Annotated in this window: 21 protein-coding genes; 4 read left to right on the top strand and 17 right to left on the bottom strand. The window is 54.0% G+C overall.

Translation table 11 applies throughout. The annotated features are described in order from the left end of the window. The first annotated feature begins 207 nt into the window (after positions 1-207). From ccmI to D9A02_RS16440, 3 genes are read left to right on the top strand one after another with little or no spacing between them, the layout of a single operon-like run. Positions 208-1,431, top strand: a complete 1,224-nt coding sequence (gene ccmI / locus D9A02_RS16430) for a c-type cytochrome biogenesis protein CcmI (RefSeq protein WP_120501971.1) — start codon at positions 208-210, stop codon at positions 1,429-1,431. After that, a complete protein-coding gene (gene ruvX, locus D9A02_RS16435) occupies positions 1,428-1,901 on the top strand; it encodes a Holliday junction resolvase RuvX (RefSeq protein WP_120501972.1) in 474 nt (157 codons plus the stop codon). The genes ccmI and ruvX overlap by 4 nt, the downstream gene beginning before the upstream one ends. Further along, entirely contained in the window at positions 1,901-2,137 is a 237-nt protein-coding gene (locus D9A02_RS16440) for a DUF1289 domain-containing protein (RefSeq protein ID WP_120501973.1), read from the top strand. The genes ruvX and D9A02_RS16440 overlap by 1 nt, the downstream gene beginning before the upstream one ends. 60 nt (positions 2,138-2,197) lie before the next feature. Here D9A02_RS16440 and D9A02_RS16445 read toward each other — a convergent pair whose 3' ends face one another. The 17 genes from D9A02_RS16445 to D9A02_RS16525 form a co-directional block, all read right to left on the bottom strand. Next, positions 2,198-2,986, bottom strand: a complete 789-nt coding sequence (locus tag D9A02_RS16445; RefSeq protein ID WP_120501974.1) for a hypothetical protein — start codon at positions 2,984-2,986, stop codon at positions 2,198-2,200. Beyond that, positions 2,980-3,804, bottom strand: a complete 825-nt coding sequence (locus tag D9A02_RS16450) for a sulfite exporter TauE/SafE family protein (protein ID WP_120501975.1) — start codon at positions 3,802-3,804, stop codon at positions 2,980-2,982. Before D9A02_RS16450 ends, D9A02_RS16445 begins: the two co-directional genes overlap by 7 nt. Positions 3,805-3,895: 91 nt before the next feature. Beyond that, on the bottom strand, positions 3,896-4,906 hold the full coding sequence (dusA, locus tag D9A02_RS16455; protein ID WP_120501976.1) for a tRNA dihydrouridine(20/20a) synthase DusA: 1,011 nt from the start codon (positions 4,904-4,906) through the stop codon (positions 3,896-3,898). Positions 4,907-4,939: 33 nt separating this feature from the next. Next, entirely contained in the window at positions 4,940-5,437 is a 498-nt protein-coding gene (locus D9A02_RS16460) for a hypothetical protein (RefSeq protein WP_162933113.1), read from the bottom strand. A gap of 72 nt (positions 5,438-5,509) precedes the next feature. Further along, the gene (locus tag D9A02_RS16465) at positions 5,510-6,397 is read right to left on the bottom strand and encodes a sulfotransferase domain-containing protein (protein ID WP_120501978.1); all 888 of its coding nucleotides are present in this window, start codon (positions 6,395-6,397) and stop codon (positions 5,510-5,512) included. Continuing rightward, positions 6,394-7,224 carry a sulfotransferase domain-containing protein gene (locus tag D9A02_RS16470; protein WP_120501979.1) on the bottom strand — a complete coding sequence of 277 codons (831 nt, stop codon included), beginning with the start codon at positions 7,222-7,224 and terminating at the stop codon, positions 6,394-6,396. The genes D9A02_RS16465 and D9A02_RS16470 overlap by 4 nt, the downstream gene beginning before the upstream one ends. A gap of 98 nt (positions 7,225-7,322) precedes the next feature. After that, the gene (locus D9A02_RS16475; RefSeq protein WP_254054654.1) at positions 7,323-8,531 is read right to left on the bottom strand and encodes a porin; all 1,209 of its coding nucleotides are present in this window, start codon (positions 8,529-8,531) and stop codon (positions 7,323-7,325) included. 333 nt (positions 8,532-8,864) lie between these two features. Continuing rightward, positions 8,865-9,698, bottom strand: a complete 834-nt coding sequence (locus tag D9A02_RS16480) for a 3-keto-5-aminohexanoate cleavage protein (RefSeq protein ID WP_120501980.1) — start codon at positions 9,696-9,698, stop codon at positions 8,865-8,867. Between the two features lie 34 nt (positions 9,699-9,732). Next, a complete protein-coding gene (locus D9A02_RS16485) occupies positions 9,733-10,119 on the bottom strand; it encodes a carboxymuconolactone decarboxylase family protein (protein ID WP_120501981.1) in 387 nt (128 codons plus the stop codon). Beyond that, a complete protein-coding gene (locus D9A02_RS16490) occupies positions 10,112-11,356 on the bottom strand; it encodes a Coenzyme F420 hydrogenase/dehydrogenase, beta subunit C-terminal domain (RefSeq protein ID WP_120501982.1) in 1,245 nt (414 codons plus the stop codon). The genes D9A02_RS16485 and D9A02_RS16490 overlap by 8 nt, the downstream gene beginning before the upstream one ends. 8 nt (positions 11,357-11,364) lie before the next feature. Continuing rightward, positions 11,365-12,816: an aldehyde dehydrogenase family protein gene (locus D9A02_RS16495; protein WP_120501983.1), complete on the bottom strand. Its 1,452-nt coding sequence runs from the start codon at positions 12,814-12,816 to the stop codon at positions 11,365-11,367. 10 nt (positions 12,817-12,826) lie between these two features. Continuing rightward, on the bottom strand, positions 12,827-13,567 hold the full coding sequence (locus D9A02_RS16500; protein ID WP_120501984.1) for a sulfotransferase family protein: 741 nt from the start codon (positions 13,565-13,567) through the stop codon (positions 12,827-12,829). 5 nt (positions 13,568-13,572) lie between these two features. Beyond that, positions 13,573-14,397: a hypothetical protein gene (locus D9A02_RS16505; protein WP_120501985.1), complete on the bottom strand. Its 825-nt coding sequence runs from the start codon at positions 14,395-14,397 to the stop codon at positions 13,573-13,575. 31 nt (positions 14,398-14,428) lie between these two features. Continuing rightward, positions 14,429-15,070 carry a DsbA family protein gene (locus D9A02_RS16510; RefSeq protein WP_120501986.1) on the bottom strand — a complete coding sequence of 214 codons (642 nt, stop codon included), beginning with the start codon at positions 15,068-15,070 and terminating at the stop codon, positions 14,429-14,431. Between the two features lie 102 nt (positions 15,071-15,172). Further along, positions 15,173-15,619 (bottom strand): hypothetical protein, encoded by a 447-nt coding sequence (locus D9A02_RS16515; protein ID WP_120501987.1) that lies wholly within the window; start codon positions 15,617-15,619, stop codon positions 15,173-15,175. Beyond that, on the bottom strand, positions 15,612-16,703 hold the full coding sequence (locus D9A02_RS16520; protein WP_120501988.1) for an aromatic ring-hydroxylating dioxygenase subunit alpha: 1,092 nt from the start codon (positions 16,701-16,703) through the stop codon (positions 15,612-15,614). Before D9A02_RS16520 ends, D9A02_RS16515 begins: the two co-directional genes overlap by 8 nt. Further along, entirely contained in the window at positions 16,700-17,587 is an 888-nt protein-coding gene (locus tag D9A02_RS16525) for a MurR/RpiR family transcriptional regulator (protein ID WP_120501989.1), read from the bottom strand. The genes D9A02_RS16520 and D9A02_RS16525 overlap by 4 nt, the downstream gene beginning before the upstream one ends. Before the next feature lie 71 nt (positions 17,588-17,658). Here D9A02_RS16525 and D9A02_RS16530 point away from each other — a divergent pair, with 71 nt between their 5' ends. Next, positions 17,659-20,118, top strand: a complete 2,460-nt coding sequence (locus D9A02_RS16530) for an FAD-dependent oxidoreductase (RefSeq protein ID WP_120501990.1) — start codon at positions 17,659-17,661, stop codon at positions 20,116-20,118. Positions 20,119-20,192 lie beyond the last annotated feature (74 nt).

The raw sequence follows: 20,192 nt of genomic DNA on the forward strand, positions 1-20,192 counted from the left end.
ATGGATTCGCAGCATAGGCTGCATTGCCTACGGTAATGCGCCAAAAGCCCGATATCCAGAATATCCAGCGCGTCGCAAAATATTCGATTTGCGACATATAAAGGATATGCGGCAAATCAAGTGGTCTTCGTGACCCTATGTGACCCTCTGCCCCCTTTTCGATCACCCATACGACCGTTACATGAGGATCAGATCGCCGGAGGCAGCATGTTTTTTTGGATCACATTCATCGGACTGGCCCTTGTGACAGGTCTCTACCTGTTGCGTAGCTTATTCATATCCCAAGGCGAGGCGCAGCCAGATGCAGCCAATGATCTGAAAATCTACCGTGATCAGCTAAAGGAGATTGAACGCGACACCGCCCGCGGCACCCTCCCGAAAGATGAGGCCGAACGCGCCCGCGTCGAAGTATCGCGCCGCCTGTTGGCGGCAGATACGCGCCTTCAAGCAGAGACCAGCAGTATTGGCCCAACCCCAACCGCCAATCGTCTCTTTGCCGGAAGTGTTATTATGGCCTTCATCGGGGCAGCGGTTGCGTTATATGCCATGCTTGGCGCACCGGGTTATGGTGATCAGTCGCTTGAATCGCGCCTTGCAGCCTCTGATAATGCGCGCAGCGCCCGCCTTGATCAGGTTCAGGCCGAGACACGAGCCTCCCTTCCGACTGCGCCCGAAATTAGTGCTGATTATCAGGATCTGATCCAAAAGCTGCGTGATACAGTGGCTGAGCGCCCCGGCGACCTGCAGGGCCTGCGCCTGTTGGTTCAAAACGAGGCAACACTTGGCAATCTGGTGGCCGCCCATGCGGCACAGGCGCAAGTCATTACCGTGAAAGGCCCACAAACCACAGCAGAGGACTACACCCTTTGGGCCGATTTGATGATCAGCGCAGCCGGAGGCTATGTCTCGTCTGATGCAGAGCAGGCCCTGCGTTTGGCGCTTGAGCGCGACCCATCTGATCCGCGCGCTCGTTATTATCTGGGCCTTTTCTTGATACAGGTTGACCGCCCTGACAGCGCCTTTCGCCTTTGGGAGCAACTGCTGACAGAAGGCCCTGCAGATGCCCAATGGATCGCGCCCATTAGCAGCCGCATCGAGGAGCTCGCTTGGCGTGCGGGTGTGGAATATAAAGTACCTACTACAACACCCCTTCCCGGCCCGGATGCTGATGCCATCAGTGCCGCACAAGGTCTTAGCGACGACGATCGTCAAGATATGATCCAGAGTATGGTCAATCAGCTCTCGGATCGTCTGGCATCCGAAGGCGGTAGCCCCGAGGAATGGGCCCGGTTGATCCGCGCGCTTGGTGTTTTGGGTGACACGGATCAAGCCCGCATGATCTGGCAAGAAGCCCAGAATGTTTTTGAACAAACCCCCACAGCCATCAGCACGCTGCGTGCCGCGGCCCGAGATGCCGGAGTAACCCAATGATCTATGACGACATCACAGAATTTTCCGCAGCTCTGCCCCAGTACAGCGCCTTAATGGGACTAGATCTGGGCACAAAGACCATTGGTGTCGCCGTCTCGGACACATTTCAAACAGTCGCCAGTCCGTTTGAAACCGTGAAACGCAAGAAATTCGGCATCGATGCTACGCGTTTGTTGGAAATCACTGCCGATCGGCAGGTCAGTGGCATCATCCTTGGCCTGCCCCTCAATATGGACGGCTCGGAAGGTCCGCGCAGCCAATCCACCCGCTCTTTCGCCCGTAATTTGGCGCGTTTGTCCGAGTTGCCCATCGGATTTTGGGATGAACGTCTGTCCACAGTTGCGGCAGAAAAGGCACTACTCGAGGCGGATGCGACACGAAAACGTCGCTCAGAGGTTATAGATAGCGTCGCGGCATCCTATATTCTACAAGGAGTATTGGACCGACTAGCGCATATGAGGGCTGAATAGTGAACGATGTACCCGTCTGGAAACGCAGTGAAATCGCAAGCCCTTGCGTGCGCATTTGCGTGGTTCACCCTGAGGCTCGTATCTGTACTGGTTGTTTTCGTACCACCGATGAAATCGCGCGCTGGTCTAAAATGTCCAACGAAGAGCGCAACGAAATCATGGAAGCCTTGCCCGGCCGTGCCCCCATGCTGCGCAAACGCCGCGGCGGCCGCGCCGCCCGCATCGCCCGCGGATAATCTGCACACCATGTAAGCGCCAGGCACTCAAAACTAGCTTTTGAAAACAAGCCTGTCTATTTACGGGGCACTCACCCACTCTTCGGCGCCGCCCCTGAACTCTGGTCGAAAATAGACGATCATCCGGCCCTCTGGCGGCGCACAAGCCCCCTCTTTCCATGCTGCCACACCGTGCAGAACATGACGGTGAAGCAACGTAGCCTCACCCGGTTTTGCCGGCAGTTCAATGCGTGGACAGGTTTCAAACACCTCTTTCCGGGCTGCTTGATAGATCTGCGTCAAATCGACATCCCTCCAAGTTTCGACGGGACACTTGGACAAGTGCGCCTCAAACGCTGCGCGCATGATATGGTGGCTGCCCTCCCACACGACTAGGGGGCTGGCACTGGCATCACACCCGGTCAACGGCAGACCTAGAATATAGGCATGTGGTTCTTTCAACATACGTTGACGCTCTGGTCCAATAGCCAAAAGCCCATCTACATGCGCCGCCTCTCGTTTCAGACGATACCGAAAGGCGCTTTCAGCCTCACCATCACGTGGTTTGGGATAACCGGGATACATGACCGAAACCTGCCCAGCGTGCAAAGGCAGATCACCATAGAGATCACGCGCCACTTGATACGCCTTACCGCACAATGGCCCTGCCTGCCCGACCGTGCCAGATGCATCATTCGGCAATGTATCGACGCCAACAAACCACGTGCCTTCGCACTGCAGCCATTCACGTTGTTGCTCAGGGTCTTTCACTCGCTCAACCGCGACGCTATGTGCTTCGGACAACCACGCATCGAGTGACCGATCGACGGGAAACTTAACCCAGCCTTTATCAAGTAGCGGCGTCACCATCCCATGGCCTTTCTCAACATATTTAAGGCCACCAACGTCAGAAAAACCGCGAAAACGCGCTTGAGAGGCTTAGGATCCATCGCATGGGCCAGCTTCACCCCCCAAGGTGCTGTGATCAGCGTCATCGCAATAACGATACCAAAGGCCACCAGATTGACCGCACCCACTGTAAATGGCGGGCGGTGGTCACTGGCGATCTCAAGGGTGAGAAATCCAATCACTGAGGGCACTGCAATCAATATACCAAACCCAGCAGCCGTCGCCACAGCGCGATGAATGGGGGTGTCGTAGAGGCTCATCAAAGGTACACCAAAACTGCCGCCGCCAATCCCCATTAATACCGATAGAAACCCAACGCCGGGCGATAAGGCCGCTCGCGCCAGTCCCTTGGGCATCGCTGACCCCAAACGCCATTCCGCCCGGCCAAACCCCATGTACAACCCGATTACACAGCCAAACACACCAAAGAGTGCCTGCAATGTTTCCGAGCGCATATTAGCCGCCAAAACCACACCTAACACGGCCCCAACCGCGATACCTGGCGCCCAGCTTCGCAGGATACCCCAATCCACTGCATCTTTTTTGTTGTGGCTAAGCACAGAGCGAACCGATGTCACAATGATCGTCGCCAAAGATGTGGCAAGACACATCTGCATCAGCTGCGGACCATCATAACCAAGCGTCTGAAAAGTGTAGAAAAATGCGGGTACCAATACAATACCGCCGCCAACGCCCAAAAGTCCGGCCAGCACCCCGGCAAAGGCGCCGATGGCCATCAGTAAAATCAGCATCTGCGCAAGAAGCATGGGATCAGACATCATCACCTCCGCTTGATCTAAGTGCAGGCATACACCGGCCAATTCCGAAGGGAAAGCCACGCGTGATCACCTCTGCGCCAGAGCGCAACGATTACGCTTCAGCCGGGACTAAAATCGCAGTCAATGCACGTTCTACCAGCTCGGGACCGGCGTCAGATTTATGTGCCCCTTCAGACAGAATGCGTCGCCAATTGCGTGCGCCCGGTCGCCCGGAAAAAAGGCCAAGCATATGCCGTGTGATTTGGTGCAAACGCCCACCAGATACCATATGCGCCTCAATATAAGGTAGCATTTTGTGCACGGCGGTTTCTGCAGTCGTATCAGCTACGGTAGCCCCAAACACCCGGCGGTCCGCCGTACAAAGCAGATCTGCAGGTTGGTGATACGCCGTACGGCCGACCATGACACCATCAAGACCTCTTTCAAGGAACTCTTCAGCCTGATCAAGTGAGGTAATGCCGCCATTAATCGAAATATGTAGCGACGGAAATAGCCCCTTCATCCGCATCACCAGATCGTAATCCAATGGTGGAATGTCCCGGTTTTCCTTGGGTGACAATCCCTGAAGCCAAGCTTTGCGGGCGTGAATACTCACGCGTTCAATCCCAACGGCGATGATCCTGGCAAGAAACTCTGGCAAAACATCTTCGGGGTTCTGATCATCCACCCCAATCCGGCACTTCACAGTCACGTCCACATCAACTGCCTGCCGCATTGCGGCGCAGCATTCAGCAACCAGCCCCGGATTTTTCATCAATACCGCGCCGAACGTACCCGATTGTACCCGATCAGAGGGGCAGCCGACATTCAGGTTAATTTCATCATAGCCCGCGTCCTGCCCCAAGCGCGCGGCCTGAGCCAATTCCCGCGGATCCGAGCCTCCTAATTGCAAGGCCACAGGATGTTCATCGGGGCTGTGATCCAACAAGTGCAATGCCCCACCTCGCACCAAAGCAGGTGCGGTCACCATCTCTGTATATAGCAGGGCATGCCCGGACAGGTGACGATGTAACACGCGACAATGCCTGTCGGTCCAGTCCATCATCGGCGCGATAGACAGGCGCGCGGATCGCTCTAGGTTTGGGCGTGAATTAGTGTTCATGCTCTTACAATCATCATGCCGCTTTCACGCGTGTCAGGACGAGCCAGCCCGAGGGCCTTCTTGAATGAAGTAAACCGAGGGGTCACCAAACGGATCAAAGTCGCCATAAACCAAAACACGTGGAATGTTGATCCTACCGTTGCTGGCATATTCAGCACGCCAAGGTCGTTCGAGTGTAATGCAATTGGATTCTTGTCCGACGTAATTCGCAGAAGGTGCCACTTCGTTCATGAAGACGAACCCGGTATGAATGCGCTCGTTTCCTACCAAATAGCTTGCCACACCAAGAACTTTGTTTTTCACATTCTTAGTTAATATCGATTGTTGCCGACTCTGGGCCCAAGCACCACACAGCATCGTTAGACCTTGATTGTTGCGCAATTCAGCAACAATCGTCAAACCGCCTCCAGATGTATACTTGCCACCATCAACGACTAAATTGTTTCCCAAAGTTGACGAGCTGGTTGAAACAACTTGAGCGCATCCAGCAATAAACCCAACGCAAGCGATCGCAGAAAACAGCTTCTCCATCATGATCTTACTTTCCCTCAAACGTTCTAAAACACATTAGGCCGATCCAGCCGTTAATCAACTCACGCACATTCAAGATGCATCATTTGTTTGGTCTGATTGCGAAAATACACGCGTCTCCTCGAGCATCTCTGGATACCATCGTTGCAGCGTCGGAAGAAACTCTTTGCGAATGCGCCCAACTTGCTCTGGTGTCAGGTCTTCTTTCCACACTCCAGATTGGCCTTTGGCGAAAAACTTCTGCATTCCGTCAGGCTTTTCCGTAAAGCCAAGCGTTTCTTCTTGTTTTTTTAGAGCTTCAAAGCTTGTTGCTTTTAGCGCCTTTGCCAACTTCGGATTATCAATCGGCAACTTGAGAAACTTTTGAAGCAGCTTACGCATCACTTTGGCAGGGTTTTGCAGCATATCTTCGTAGCGAACGACATGAAGCGGTAGACCGTCTGCAATATTCCATGTTTTGACATGGTTGTCCCAACGCCCCAGATACTCATATATCCCCTCTGGAGTCCCCATCACCATATCAGGATTGGTCATCCGATCGATGGCAGTATCAATGTCACAAGATTGGTGACGTGCAAAAGACGGCGCAAGATCAAAGGGATTGCGCATTATATAAATCGCAGCAGCCGTCACCTCTGGCGGAATGATATCAACACCATACAACTTCACCGGAGCACAGTGTGTTTTCACGAAATGGTGGTTGGGCTTTGACGCTGCTATTAGCCTTAACGCCGCTGGACGCACCTTCACCCAATCTTCCGCTTTATTCGTTCGATAGGGTCTTCCAAGCGCGGCATCATAAAAATCCTTCCGCACATCACCTGTTGTAAACTGCCTTAAGTTATTGATATCAGGCGCCGTTCCAGTCGGCATCATGTAATGTGCAAGCAAGGTGCGCATCCATGTATTTCCTGATTTTGGAAAGGAAGCGAGCCAAATGATCCGACGTAAATTACTCATGAGAGATATCCAAAACGTTTCATAACATTCCCGTGGTCGCGCTTAACCTTCTGGATCAGCTCTTCGCTCAGGTCATTTTTCCATTGCCCGCTTTGCCCTTTGTTAAAGAACTTTTCGGCGGATTGCGGTTTTTCGACAAAACCAACTTCTTCTTCCTGTGCGGCAAGTGCCTTAAAGCTCGAGAATTCGACCGCACGACTAAGCCGTTCCGGATCGACAGGCACTCCGATATGCTCAAGCACTTTAGAAAAATACTTTTCCGGATCTTCAAGAAGGTCTTCGTATCTAATTGCCAGCACTGGAAATGGCACGGATTTTGTCCAGCTATTTACGTGATCAGACCAGGTTCCCAAAAATTGGGCGACAGTCTTATCATCGGGCGCATTGCCATTGTCTTCGCGGCCAATCCGCATCACGGCATCGTCAACAGTCGAAGAATAATGCCGGGCATAGGACAGGACCATATCTAGCGGATTACGTAGAATATAAATTGCTGATTTTGTATACTTTTCAGGAACAAGGGGAACGCCGCGTGCGACCATACGGATATTGTGAGTTTTTACAAAGTTAACATCCGCATTATTACCAACAATGCCGCGCATCACTTTATCGCGTAACGCTAATGTTAATTCGACATTGCTTGTGTCAACCTTGCGGCCCGCCACCATATGATATGTCTTCGCGATCGAGTCGCCCATGCCGATACGATGGACCTCGTTGATCGGGACGGGTTCCTTTGCATTCATCAGATAGTTGGCAAGAAAAATGCGCGTCCATGTATTCCCAGACTTGGGATAGGACGCCAGCCAGACGATGCTTTTTTTCATTGTTTTTTATACCCGATAGTTTCGAACGCTATATAACTCTGTGGCACAAAAAAAACGAGGGGGCAAAATGCCCCCTCGTTCAATTTATTGTCCGAAGCTTAGAAGCTCAGGTTGATCGCTGTACCGATGATGTTACCATCAACGTCATTAGCGGAGCTACCTTTGTCTTCGCCTGAGGCGTAAACGTAGTAGATGTCCCAATCAACACCTGGTCCCAAGTCGCGGCTTGCGCCAAGACGGTATGCTTCATACTCTTCGTCTGCACCACCGGTACCCGAGCTCTTGTACTCACCTTGGTAAGTCAGAAGTTCGAATGCCCATGGGCCAGCCGCGTCATATGTACCACCGAAGCTCCAACCGGTTGAGCTTGTGTTGCCAGCGTCATTGTTGTTGTTTTCAGCATAGCTACCACCAACGGTTACTGCGCCGAAGCCAAGCTGAGCACCGATACCCCAAGTTGTGATATCACCGCTTGTTGTTGTGCTTGTCGCCGCAGGAACAACTGTTCCAACGGTTGCAGATGTTGGATCTGTGTCGAAGAACGCAGCAGTTGTAGATGTGCCACCTTTAACGCTACCTGTACCCCAACGTGCGCCCAGTGATACGTCAACTGTGCCGAAAGTCTGGTTGTAGCTCATGCCCAGGTCGAAGATATCTTCGACGTCACCAATACGGGTGTTGTTTACAGCACCGTTGGCATCGAAGCCTTGAGTTGCGTTACCACGGTTGTTGCGTGCATACGAAACGCCAGCTTGGAAACCATTGAAGCTAGGTGTGAAGTAAGTCAGACGTGGAACGTCGTTGTTACCACCAACTTCGGTGTAGGAAGATACGCCAGCATCACGGAATGAGAATGGCAGTACGCTCGACAGCGGGATAAAGGCTGAGATCGAAGGCGAGTTGATGTACATGGAAGTTACACCAGGTGCGCCGACCATGGATTTGTAACCGGCTGAGTTCTCAGAACCGATGATCAGCTGACCGAAGCTGTCGCCACTGATGGTCATGTACGATTCGTCGATGCCGTCAGAACCGCCGCCACCGTTTTGCGCTTCCATCTGAACGTTGACACCGAATGTCAAACCGTTGTCCAGAGTAACACTTGGCGAGAAGATGATTTCGCCGGTGTTCAGGAAACCGATGCCGTCATAGTCGGTACCGCTTGCGCCGTTACCGCTTACGTCAACGATTGCGATGTGCGAGCTGAAGTATCCACCCCAGTCCAGATCCCAGTCTTGGGCTGAAGCTGGTGCTGCTGCGACTACGCCAAGTGCGATCGCGCTAGTGCTCAAGAGATGCTTTTTCAAAGGGTGTCCCTCCTCGTATAAGCAGGAAAGTTTCATTTCTGCCGCCCCGGAGTGGACACGGCTTGAATGATGAAATGGAGCAAACACCCCCCAACTGTCAACGAAACCGCAAACCTTTGCTTCAATGTTGCGTTTGTTGTGGCACTTAGAACACACACATTTTTCTGACAGCGCGCTAAAAGGCATAATTACAAGGCTGCAACGTGGTTTTGCGCAAAAAATTCAAATTCACCAATAACTACACCCTTGTATCTCAGGGTCGGCAAACAAAGGTTATAGGCCTTTTTCAAACGACCGGACCGGGGAATCAAACGCGCACGCAACTTGCACACCTTATGGCAATGCCACGAGCCCCAATATTTCCCGCGCCTGATGGTGAGTCGCAACCGGGCGCCCGTATTTTTGGCAAATATCAACAGCACGTTTTACCAATACGGCATTAGACCGGGCCAATGCCCCCTTGTCCCATCTGATATTGTCTTCAAGGCCGGTGCGCGTGTGCCCACCTGCTGCAATGGCCCATTCATTGACCACAACCTGGTTGGGACCAATGCCTGCGGCGCACCATTCTGCATCTGGGGCGCGCATTTTCATTGTTTCCACGTAGAAATCAAACACATCCTTATCGGCTGGCATTGCATTGCGTACCCCCATGACAAACTGAACATAAAGCTTGCCATAAAGCAGGCCCTCCTGATGCATCCGAATCGCATGAAGGATATGGCTCATGTCAAAGGCCTCGATCTCCGGCACCACCTGATATGTGCGCATTTCACTGGCCAGCCAAGAAATCAATTCTGGTGGGTTTTCATAGACCCGCGTTGGAAAATTATTCGACCCCACCGACAAAGACGCCATCTCGGGGCGAAGTGGCAACATGGCCCCGCGCTCATTTCCGGCACCAGAACGACCACCGGTTGAGAACTGTATGATCATACCGGGGCAGTGTTTTTGCAGCCCTTCTTTCAGTCGGGCAAAACGATCAGGGTCCGAGCAAGGTGTGCCGTCATCCAAACGTACGTGGCAATGCGCGATCGATGCCCCCGCTTCAAACGCTTCCTGTGTGGATTCAATTTGCTCAGACACCGTAATGGGCACAGCGGGATTGTCTGCTTTGGTGGGAACAGAGCCGGTGATCGCCACGCAGATGATACAAGGTTTGCTCATTTCAATTCCCTCCAAAGCAGATATTTAGGTCAAATTACTCTTCGAAAGTAATCCCACGCTCTTCGAACACCTTTTTCGCAGCGCGAAAGCATTCCAACCCCTGCGGAACACCACAGTAAATAGCGACGACATGAATAATCGAACGGATTTCTTCTTTGGAGACGCCATTGTTCAATGCGCCACGGCAGTGGATTTCCCATTCATGCATTTTGCCCAAACCACCCAACATCGACAGGTTCATCATACTACGGGTTTTGGGGTCAATCGTATCGTCACCCCAGCCAAAGCCCCAGCACCAGGCTGTCATGGCCTCTTGGAAAGAACGGGTAAATCCATCGGCTGCTGCGAGGTTCTTTTCAACATACTCCGCACCAAGCGTCGCCTTTCGTTGTTCTAGCCCTGTCTCGAACATATTATCCATCGCTGTCTCCTTGCGCGTTTTTTGGCATTTCTTCTTTAAATCGTCTGGCCTTTGCGCGTTCAAAGGCACCGTGTTCATCGGTTTCATCCTTTGCATCCAGCTCAGACAATCGCAACCCATCGTGGTGATAGACCGGCTGTCCAGCTTTTGAGAGTCCTCGGAGCCGCGCGGCCACAGCATGCTTTTTAGCGACCTGATGTGGCTGAAAGTCGTCCAATTGCCGTGGTGCATGATCTTGCCCCAACACCAGATCACCAGTCTCGACGGCAGCTTGAACCAAATCTTGCCCGGTTCTGGACCGGGTGATCACCCCGTTGAACCCAGCGTCTTCACCAACTGGGGCACCACCGGGCCAAACATCAAGGGCTGCAACATCCGCCGCCTCACCAATCGCGTCTGGGCAAATTTTGCATCGGCTTTGAATTTTCCAACCGGATTCGTCAGCCCAGAACTCCTGATAAGTCTTTTCAAACGCGCGGCCATCGTGCGTCTCAACCCGTGTCGGCCCCGGATTGCCGTATCCGCGATACCTGAACAGGCTTAGGTCCGCTTCTTCAATTCCGAATTCTTCCAGTAAATCTTCCGACTTTCCCAACTCTGAAGCCCCACCACACACCATCACCAACACAGCGACAAGCAGCACATCTAGGCGCGGGTCAGACTTGGCACGCTGTCGCACGGCTCCTGCATCGCAAGGCTTGGCAATGATCGCAAAAGGTTGACCTCGTTCTAAAGCATATTCCAATCCTGCAAGCGTATTCGACGGACCATACCGCGACCCGGCTCTTTGCAGTACTTGTTCTGGGGTCTCGCTGATTTCCCATTTGGTGCGCATCGGATTTTCATCATTCGCCGCACAGTGAAGAATGAACTCTGCCTTCTTACTCCTCAGCAAGTGTACAGCAAGCCCAGTTAAAACGCCTCCAGTGGCTGCGCGGAACCGGATATCTTCATCTCCGGCCCATGCTTCCCCCATATGAAAGTATCGCCCCCAAATAGGGTCTTCCTTGTCGCCAGTCGCCGTGGCTATTGCCACCGCACCGGGGCAAGCAGCCAAAATAGATTGGTCTTTTTGATCTTGTTCCAAGGCTGTTGGCACGGGGCGCAAACGCCCCTGCACCGTCATCATCATGGACCATCGGTCAGGCGCGAGTGCCTCGCACAAGCCACAGCCAATACAGAGACCATTTTCAACGACCTCGCGAACCGACTGCGGATGCCCGATTTGATAGTCCATTCAGTTCCTTACCCTAACTTGATCGCCACATTCTTGGTCTGGACATAGTTCCAAAGCGCCTCGCGACCCTTTTCGCGACCATAGCCAGATTTTCCGATACCTCCAAAGGGCGTCTCAATTCCACCGGCGAACCATTCATTCACAAACACCTGCCCAGCGCGCACTTGACGTGCGGCACGGGTCGCGCGGTCCAGATCACGGGTGAAGACACCGCCCACCAATCCATATTGCGTTCCATTGGCAATCTCGACGGCCTCGGCATCATCGCGAAACTTAAGCACAGACAGAACCGGACCGAATACTTCTTCCTGTGCGATTGTCATATCCGGGGAGACATTGGCCAAAACGGTAGATTCCAAGAACGCACCGGGGATGTTCATCTTGCGGCCACCTGCGGCCACTACGGCCCCGGCGGCCTGAGCATCGCCAACCATGCCTGCCGCCCGGTCGCGCTGTGCCTCAGACACCATAGATCCCATAGTGGCACCCGCCTCTACACGCTCGATCCCCGGCCCAACCGACAGTGAACGCGCAACCTTAACGGCCCGCTCCACCAGCTCATCATGACGCGACTCGTGCACGATCACCCGGCTCATCGCCGAACAGACCTGACCGGCGTTAAAATAGATGCCCCAGCGGATATCATTTTCAAACGCATCCAAGTCCGCATCATCATGTACAATCGCTGCCGACTTGCCGCCCAGCTCCAGCACGCAGGGCACAACGTTTTGCGCCGCCGCTGTGGCGATTGCCACGCCTGTTGCAACAGATCCGGTAAAGACAATCTGATTGACATCCGGATGCCCGGACAAGGCCGCGCCCGCTTGATGACCCCAACCACACAGAATATTGACCGCACCTTTGGGCAGACCCACCGCCTCGGCCGCATGGGCGAACCATGCATTGGTCAGCGGGGTCAGCTCGGGTGTTTTAATGACAATAGTGTTGCCAGTAGCCAAAGCCGCCGACAACGACCGCGCGGTCATTTCAACCGGATAATTCCACGGAATGATCTGCGCCGACACGCCATAAGGGACATTGTCGGTAAAATCGAAATAGCCCGCGCCCAGTGGGATTGAACGCCCCTCGACCGTAGACGCCTGATTGCCGTAATACTCAAAATAAGCCGCCGCGCCCTTGATCTCAATCTCGGCCTCCCAAAGCGGCTTGCCCTGCTCCAAAGTTAGAACACGCGAAATCTCGGAAATATTATCCAGCAGATAGCGTCCCATTGCCTGTACCAAACGGCCACGTTCAATCGGACGCATATCAGACAGCGCGCCAGACTGATGCACGCGCTTGGCCGCCTGCACGGCGCGGTTGACATCCGCCTCATCCGCCAGCGCCTGCTCCGCCAGCTTTGTGCCGGTACCTGGATTGATCACGTCAACCCGGCCCGCGCCGCCGTCGGCCCATTCACCATCAATATAATTGCGCCAATAAGATTGGATGTCAGTCATAGTCCGTCTTTCAAGCTGTAATTCGGTGGGCATAGAGCCGATCATAATGCGGCTTCATCCGCCGGTGTACTTGCTGTACTCGTGGCGGTGTATCTTCAAGCGCCACATACCTGCGCGTTTGCGGCGTCAACCCGGTGGACTGCGCTAGATTGGCATGAAACGATCCACCATCCCACCAGCTGTGCTCGGACGGGTTACCGCCCGGTTCCCAGGTCAGCGCCTCTGGAATAAAGGGAATACCCACTGCCTCACAAAAAGCCTGCGTCACGTCATGTGGGTTTTCCAACAGATCATCACTGTCGATCACCGGCGGCGGCGAGCCATTCAAGGCCCAGAGCAAATCGAACAAGGCGCGCTGCTCAGGAAATCCCACCTCACCCTCATGAAAGTCGGGCCATTTGTTGTGCATAGACGTAATTGTTTTCGCCGGATCGCGGATCAAAAACGCATGGGTAAAGTTCGACAAAAACTCAGCGTCCCACATGTGGTTGATATAATGCGGGAAATCCTTGGTAAACACAGGGCCTTTTTCTGCGCGTGCTTTTATATCCGCCCAGACACTTTCAAGTGTCAGGCCAGGTGTTTTCACATCGCCCTCTTTATACCTTTGCCACAGCGGGTTCTCGCCCTGATACCAAGCCTCTCCAAAGGGCTCATGTAGACAATCCAGATCACCACGCTGTCGCATCATCCATTCAAAGGCTGTCGAGGTGGACCGGGGCACAGCCCACAAAGCAACAATCTTATGCATAACGTTTATCCTTTCAACGATGAGAGCAGACGATCTTGTTTCGTCACCGGCGCCAGACCAAGGGATTTAAAAATACGCCAATAAAGCGCGGTATCATGGCCAATTACCGGCTTGCCCAGTTTGGATTCCAGATTGCGTGTCAGATGCAATGGGCGCTGCGGCAATTCATTTGGGCCAGAGCGAAAGTTGCACATCCCGTTGATCAGATAAGCATCCGCCTCAGGCGCTTGTTCAGCGACATAAAGAAAGGACTTCTCGAACAGATCGCCGTCAAACACCCAGCGCAACTTGTTGATCTCTTCTTGGCTTTCAAACCAGCCCTGATCATGAAAGTTCCCAGCCCAGAGCACATCAAATCCAGCTTCTCTTAGAAAGCCCGCAGTTCCCTGCCACCATTCTGGCCAGTGATAGGCACCGTTAAGGGCCACTTTCTCGACATTCATCGCGCGCAACGCCTCAACCATGGCGTATCCTGCCATGTGAAACTGCACGCCGTGTTTATCCGACAGGTCTTCGCAATGCTGGCGCACGCCATCGACACCCAACCCGCAGGCATGCACCCAATTCGACCCCACTTGGCCCGCCACATCAGCACCATTGCGCGCCATGCAGTGCACAAAGTCATCAAGCATGCCAAAGTTCTGTTTACGCTGATCCAACCCATGCACATAATCCGGCACGTGCAACATCCAACCATGCACCCCTACGGTCTCGGGGCACATCCGCAAAAAGTCCGACGGAGCGGCATCATAATCAAACGGAGGGCAGGTAAACCCAACCTGATACGGGAACAGTTTCTGCTCCGGCGTCCATTTCTCTGGCATCAGCATCTTCGGCCCTCCCGTTTTGTATACTCAATATTCATTGCAAACCTCCCCGCTGTCGTATCCGCCAAACAAGATGGTCAAAACGGTCCTGCCCGTAAAACGGCTCTCCCTCATAGACCATCAGCGGCACACCCCAGTGCCCAGCAGCAAGTATCGCCTCAGCATTGCGATCCAGTTCCGCTTTTGCGCTGTCCCAGCTGGTGCCCTCCAGCACCTCCGCCAAATCAAGCCCGATCTTTGCAATCGCCCTGCTCAGGAGATCGCCTTGATCCCATCCCGGCGTAGAGCCGTCCCACAGCATCCGCCCCACCACATCCAGAAACGCCATCGCCCGCCCTGCGCGAACGGCCCCAACGTACAAGCGGCACAGGTATTCATTGCGGGGTTGTTTCTCTTCCGCGATCCACAGTGATCCCGGTTTGAAATCAATCGGTGATGGGTCAGGATAGGCATGCGGCAACTCCAGAAATTCGGCCAACCGCTTGGTATCGGCCTCGAAATACTGCTGCTCCAGCTCATCCCGGCCCTGATACCGGTGAGGCAACCGCAGCACCCCACCCAAAACCGGAACAATTTCGACCTGCACACCCTCGTCTGCCAGCCCAATCAGCCGATCCAGCAAGAGATAGCAATAGTCGCTTTGCAGTGAATAATAGACCTCAACCCGTGGAGCCATTCCACCTCCTTATCATCCGCTTCATGCGGTGGATGCATTCCTCTTTTCTCAGCCACCAAATGCTGCTGGACAAATCCTGCGCATTCGTGAAACTGCGACGAATTAATATAAGCCCTCTTCGTTATTTTCTCTTTTTCTTCTGAAGTCTTTCACAATCAACTGTTCATCCTCTATGTCGCCCGAAACGTAAGCGACACGCCCCGAAGCAACTTCTTTAAGCCCTGTGCATGAATTGAACTGAAGTTCACTTTCAAATTCATTTCCAGAATGGTGGCCTCTGACAAATTCGATCACCTTGAAGGCAAGAGATGCCGGTTGAACAAGCTTTCTCCGAGGGTACTTTTTTCCATTTATTAGTACGTCTCCCGTGATCTCATATTCTGCCGGCACGAATGATAGGACCTCAACTTTGGCGACGAACTCTCCCGGATTTTCAATTTTCTCGGCACTTTCAAACAGGAAATATCTGTGAGCATCGGGTGCGATGCATCCAATCGCTGCCCCCGCAATACTCGTTAAAACAAGTGCGTAGATTAGCAGCCTACCCATCCACCGCCTCCCTCATCCACTGCTGCAGTTTCTGGATAGAGTGCTCGGAATTCACCCCGCACTTCGGATCCAACACCAGTGGTCCGGGCTTGTACCCACGTGATTTCAACCCCTTGTGCACGGATTCAACCAGATGGATATCTTCCTCGACCGTGGTTTGGCGGTCCTGCACAGCAAGCCCGCGGATCACATCGCTTTCGGCCCCATCTTCAGTGTACCAGCCGCGATAAACGGTGCAGTGATCCACATCCCGCGCACGCCAGTGATAGGTGTTCAGCACGTTGCCCGGATAGCATTGGAAGCTGACCATCGGCCACAGGAACCAGGATTGATATTCCTCGGAATGCGGTACCGAGGTATCGATCGGGTAGGTCATCTTGTCCATGCTTTGACATTCCGTGGTGTGGCGCAGAACATAGCCACCGTCCTTGTCCGGCTGAATGTCATAAGTTTCCGGCTTCACCACACCTTCGGCAAAGGTCGCGTGGTTGATCGGGCAGTGATAACACTCAGAATAGTTCTCAACCGAAACCTTCCAGTTGCAATTCTCATCGATCTCCACCCACTCCAACGGGGCCAGCTTGTCGATATTCGGCACAAACGCGCGGATCTCTTCGCGCACACCGGGGAACCAGTCATCCATGCTCTTGGCATCGTCATCCAGATTAACAAAGATAAAGCCGTTGAAATCCTCGGTCCGCACCTCGGTCAAACAGATCTTTTCTTTGTCGAACCCCGGAACCGATTTGATGTTCGGCCCTGCACGCAACTGCCCAGTCAATTCATACGTCCAAGCGTGGTAAGGACATACAACAACCCGCGTATTCCCGGTGTCTTTCACCAGCTCATGCGCGCGGTGCTGGCAGACATTATAAAACGTTCGCACTTCTCCATCGCGCCCGCGAATGCAAAACAGGTTTTGCCCGGCAATCTGAAAGGCGAAATAGTCCCCGACATTCGGCAGCTGACTGACGTGACCGGCAAACTGCCACGTCCGGGCCAGCAAACCTTGCATCTCATTTTCGAAAATTTCGGGGCCGGTATAATACCGCGCGTCTAGGGAATGGATCAGCGGGGCGTTCATTCAGGCTCCTCCTGGTAGATACCTAATTGATGGCGACGTTTATGGAATTTCTCGACGCGTTCGACGATCTTGGGGCTGGCCACGGCAATAACGAAACTCAACAGCGTTTCCAGCAGCGCAATAGTCGACACGGATGACGGAAAAAACTGCGGCGTATCAGCAGCGACAACAAACCCGTGTTCAGAACCGCGAATAATGGGGGACGCCGGGCTATCAGAGATGCCAATCACCCTGACCCCCTGCTCTCGGGCAACGTTCACCGCTTCGACCACTTCAGATCGGTACGGGTGGCAAGTGATTGCAATCAACACATCACGCTCATCTGCCCAGGCCAGATCATCGGCTGCGGTTGATCCGGGCTTTGGTATCGCGTTGAAATCGCGCATACCGGTCGACGCCAGATACGTAAAGTTGCGGGCATTGGAATTGTTCACCCCTACCCCCAACACGAATACCTTGCGCGACGCCCAGATAGCCTTGGCCGCCACTTCCATCGAAGACTCATCGATCCCAGCAAATGTTTCCTCGATATTGCGGATGGCCGAGCCGACTTGATCCGCAAACAATTGTCCCAATGCGCCAGAAGCGGCAATATCCTGTAGCCAGCGCGCCCGGTCTGGGAAGCTCACAGTGCCCCGGCGAATCGCCTCACGGAACGGCTCCCGGAAATCATCGTAGCCCTCGAATCCCACCTGACGCGCCATCCGCACGAAGGTATTGGGCTTCACTTTGGCCGCCTCCGCGATCTCGCGCACCGAGGAAACCCCAACGTCTCTTGGGTTTTCCAGCACGTAGCGCGCAGCCTTTTGCGCCTCCGGCGTCAAGGCTTCCCATTCGCGCGAAATACGCTCCAAAACGATATTTGATACATTTGTGTCATTCATGATTGACGACGGTACAGATGTACGCTTACGTTGTCGAGCAAATTTGCGACTCTGTGATGAGGAAAATCAAAATGTCGGAAAAAGCGTTCCCCACCCACGCTCGTGTGGTCATTGTAGGCGGCGGTGTCATGGGGGTTGGCCTTGCTTACCACCTGGCGCACGAAGGTTGGGGCTCCGAGGTGGTTCTGCTCGAGAAAGCCGAGCTGACCAGCGGTTCAACCTGGCATGCAGCGGGCCAGATCACACATTCAACCTCTAGCTTCGGCCTGGGCAAATGCGTTGATTATAACATCGGTCTCTATTCCGGCGCGCTCGAGGCGGAAACAGGTCAGGCTGTCACTTGGCATGGCTGCGGCTCTTTTCGTCTGGCCTATACCGAGGACGAAATGGATTGGCTGCGCCACACACTCAGCGTCGGCCGCTCCTTGGGCTTCAACATCGAATTGGTTGGCCCCGAAAAGGTTGCTGAACTGCATCCGTACTATAACCTCGAAGGCGTCATCGGCGCGCTTTACACCCCGGATGACGGCCACGTTGACCCCACTAACGTGACCATGTCCATGGCCGCAGGTGCCCGCCAGCAGGGCGCACGCATCATCCGCCGATGCCGCGCGACAAACATCACGCAAGCCGACAATGGCGAATGGGTGGTTGAAACAGATCAGGGCACAATCACTTGCGAACATGTGGTCAACGCCGGCGGCACCTACGCCCGCCAGATGGGCGAATGGTCTGGCCTGCAACTGCCGATGACCTCGATGACCCACCACTATTTCGTCACTGACGAAGTCCCGGAGTTTCAAAATTTGGAAACCGAGCTGCCCGTTATTCGCGATGACAAAAAGGTTTCTGGCTACATCCGGATGGAGCAGAAGAAAGGCCTGATCGGGATATACGAAAAAGAGAACCCGAACTCGGTTTGGCACGATGAATGCCCATGGGAATACGAAAACTGGCTGTTCGAGGCAGATTATGACCGTGTCATGCCTTACTTGGAAGAATCCTTGAACCGCATGCCGATCTTTGCCGAATTGGGCATCACCCGCGATGTTCACGGCGCCATCAGCCACCCACCAGATGGCAATCCACTGATTGGCCCTGCCCCCGGCGTGCGCAATTACTGGTGCTGCTGTGGCACACAGATCGGCATCGGCTGGGGCCCCGGCCTGACCCGCGAACTGGCCCGTTGGATGGTACATGGTTCTGCTGACATCTCGATGCGCGAATATGATCCTCGTCGCTTCGGCTCGTACGCCACCAAAGATTGGCAGATGACCAAGGCTGAAGAAGACTACTGCCTGCGCCACGAAATCCCTTTCCCGCATTTCAACCGGCTGGCCGGTCGTCCGATCAAGCCATCGCCGATGTATGAGCGCCTGAAAGAAAAAGGGGCGGTCTACGAAGAGGTCTACGGTCACGAGCGCCCACGGTGGTTTGCCAAAAACGGCGTTGAACAGCGCGATTACTATTCCTTCAAACGCAACGAAGTGCATGATATCGTCGGCGCTGAATGCAAAGCTGTACGTGACAGCCTTGGCATCATGGACATCTCGGCCTTCACCAAGGTCGAGGTTGCAGGCCCCGATGCCGCTGTCTTGCTTGACCGTCTGGTGGCAAACAAACTGCCACAAAAGGTCGGTGGCATTGCCTTGACCCATATGCTCAACCGTCGAGGACGGATCGAGCTGGAAACAACGATCGTGAAACTGGATGAGGACCGCTTCTATCTGGTGTGCGCCGCGTTCTTCGAACAGCGCCTTCTCGATCATCTGAACCAGAACCTTGCAGGTGAGAATGCAGAGATTATCCTGCGCTCTAACGATTGGGCCGCCCTTGCTCTCAATGGGCCAATGTCCCGCGAGGTTCTGGCCACTTGCACCGATGCAGACCTGTCCAACGCCGGGTTCAAGTGGCTCAGCGCGCAGGAAATCACTGTTGCTGGCCACAAACTCTGGGCCTTCCGTATGTCCTATGCCGGTGAGCTGGGTTGGGAACTCCACATTCCAGCCGAAAGTGCACTGGCGGTTTATGACGCACTTTGGGCCGCAGGTGAGTCACATAACATCGTGAACTACGGTTCCTTCGCGATGAACGCCATGCGGATGGAAAAGATGTTCAAAGGCGCGGGCGAGCTGACTAACGAGGTCACCCTGCCCGAGGCCGACGTGATGCGCTTTGCGAAACTGGATAAAGAGTATCTCGGCGTCGATAAAACCCGTGAAAGCGCCAAACAGGCGGAAGACGGCACAATGCCTTTCGTCTGCGCCTATCTCGAGATCGAACCTAATGGAGTTGAAGACGGCCACGGCGGTGAGGCGGTCATGTTGGGCGGAAAAGTCGTGGGTTCGACAGCCTCTGTCGCCTACGGGCATACAGTCGGCAAGATTCTCGCCTTTGCTTATATTAAACCCCACGCAAACGTGCCCGGCACCGAGATCGAAGTGATCATCGCCGGCCACGCACGCAAAGGGCGTATCTTGGGTGAACCGGCTTACGACCCGGCCAGCGTTCTGCCCCGCGCAGATGGATAAGGAGTGCAAGATCCATTCATCTGACCATAAATATCTCGGGGAGCGCGAGGGGCAGAGCCCTTCGCCCCGGTCGG

This window comes from Roseovarius sp. EL26 (assembly GCF_900327775.1).
In the GTDB taxonomy this organism is placed as follows: Bacteria; Pseudomonadota; Alphaproteobacteria; order Rhodobacterales; family Rhodobacteraceae; genus Roseovarius.

Bases quoted from the DNA above. Each gene is read 5' to 3' on its own strand.
- ccmI (WP_120501971.1), top strand. From the start codon at position 208: ATGTTTTTTTGGATCACATTCATCGGACTGGCCCTTGTGACAGGTCTC.
- ruvX (WP_120501972.1), top strand. From the start codon at position 1,428: ATGATCTATGACGACATCACAGAATTTTCCGCAGCTCTGCCCCAGTAC.
- D9A02_RS16445 (WP_120501974.1), bottom strand. From the start codon at position 2,986: ATGGTGACGCCGCTACTTGATAAAGGCTGGGTTAAGTTTCCCGTCGAT.
- D9A02_RS16450 (WP_120501975.1), bottom strand. From the start codon at position 3,804: ATGTCTGATCCCATGCTTCTTGCGCAGATGCTGATTTTACTGATGGCC.
- dusA (WP_120501976.1), bottom strand. From the start codon at position 4,906: ATGAACACTAATTCACGCCCAAACCTAGAGCGATCCGCGCGCCTGTCT.
- D9A02_RS16460 (WP_162933113.1), bottom strand. From the start codon at position 5,437: ATGGAGAAGCTGTTTTCTGCGATCGCTTGCGTTGGGTTTATTGCTGGA.
- D9A02_RS16465 (WP_120501978.1), bottom strand. From the start codon at position 6,397: ATGAGTAATTTACGTCGGATCATTTGGCTCGCTTCCTTTCCAAAATCA.
- D9A02_RS16470 (WP_120501979.1), bottom strand. From the start codon at position 7,224: ATGAAAAAAAGCATCGTCTGGCTGGCGTCCTATCCCAAGTCTGGGAAT.
- D9A02_RS16480 (WP_120501980.1), bottom strand. From the start codon at position 9,698: ATGAGCAAACCTTGTATCATCTGCGTGGCGATCACCGGCTCTGTTCCC.
- D9A02_RS16485 (WP_120501981.1), bottom strand. From the start codon at position 10,119: ATGGATAATATGTTCGAGACAGGGCTAGAACAACGAAAGGCGACGCTT.
- D9A02_RS16490 (WP_120501982.1), bottom strand. From the start codon at position 11,356: ATGGACTATCAAATCGGGCATCCGCAGTCGGTTCGCGAGGTCGTTGAA.
- D9A02_RS16495 (WP_120501983.1), bottom strand. From the start codon at position 12,816: ATGACTGACATCCAATCTTATTGGCGCAATTATATTGATGGTGAATGG.
- D9A02_RS16500 (WP_120501984.1), bottom strand. From the start codon at position 13,567: ATGCATAAGATTGTTGCTTTGTGGGCTGTGCCCCGGTCCACCTCGACA.
- D9A02_RS16505 (WP_120501985.1), bottom strand. From the start codon at position 14,397: ATGCTGATGCCAGAGAAATGGACGCCGGAGCAGAAACTGTTCCCGTAT.
- D9A02_RS16510 (WP_120501986.1), bottom strand. From the start codon at position 15,070: ATGGCTCCACGGGTTGAGGTCTATTATTCACTGCAAAGCGACTATTGC.
- D9A02_RS16515 (WP_120501987.1), bottom strand. From the start codon at position 15,619: ATGGGTAGGCTGCTAATCTACGCACTTGTTTTAACGAGTATTGCGGGG.
- D9A02_RS16520 (WP_120501988.1), bottom strand. From the start codon at position 16,703: ATGAACGCCCCGCTGATCCATTCCCTAGACGCGCGGTATTATACCGGC.
- D9A02_RS16525 (WP_120501989.1), bottom strand. From the start codon at position 17,587: ATGAATGACACAAATGTATCAAATATCGTTTTGGAGCGTATTTCGCGC.
- D9A02_RS16530 (WP_120501990.1), top strand. From the start codon at position 17,659: ATGTCGGAAAAAGCGTTCCCCACCCACGCTCGTGTGGTCATTGTAGGC.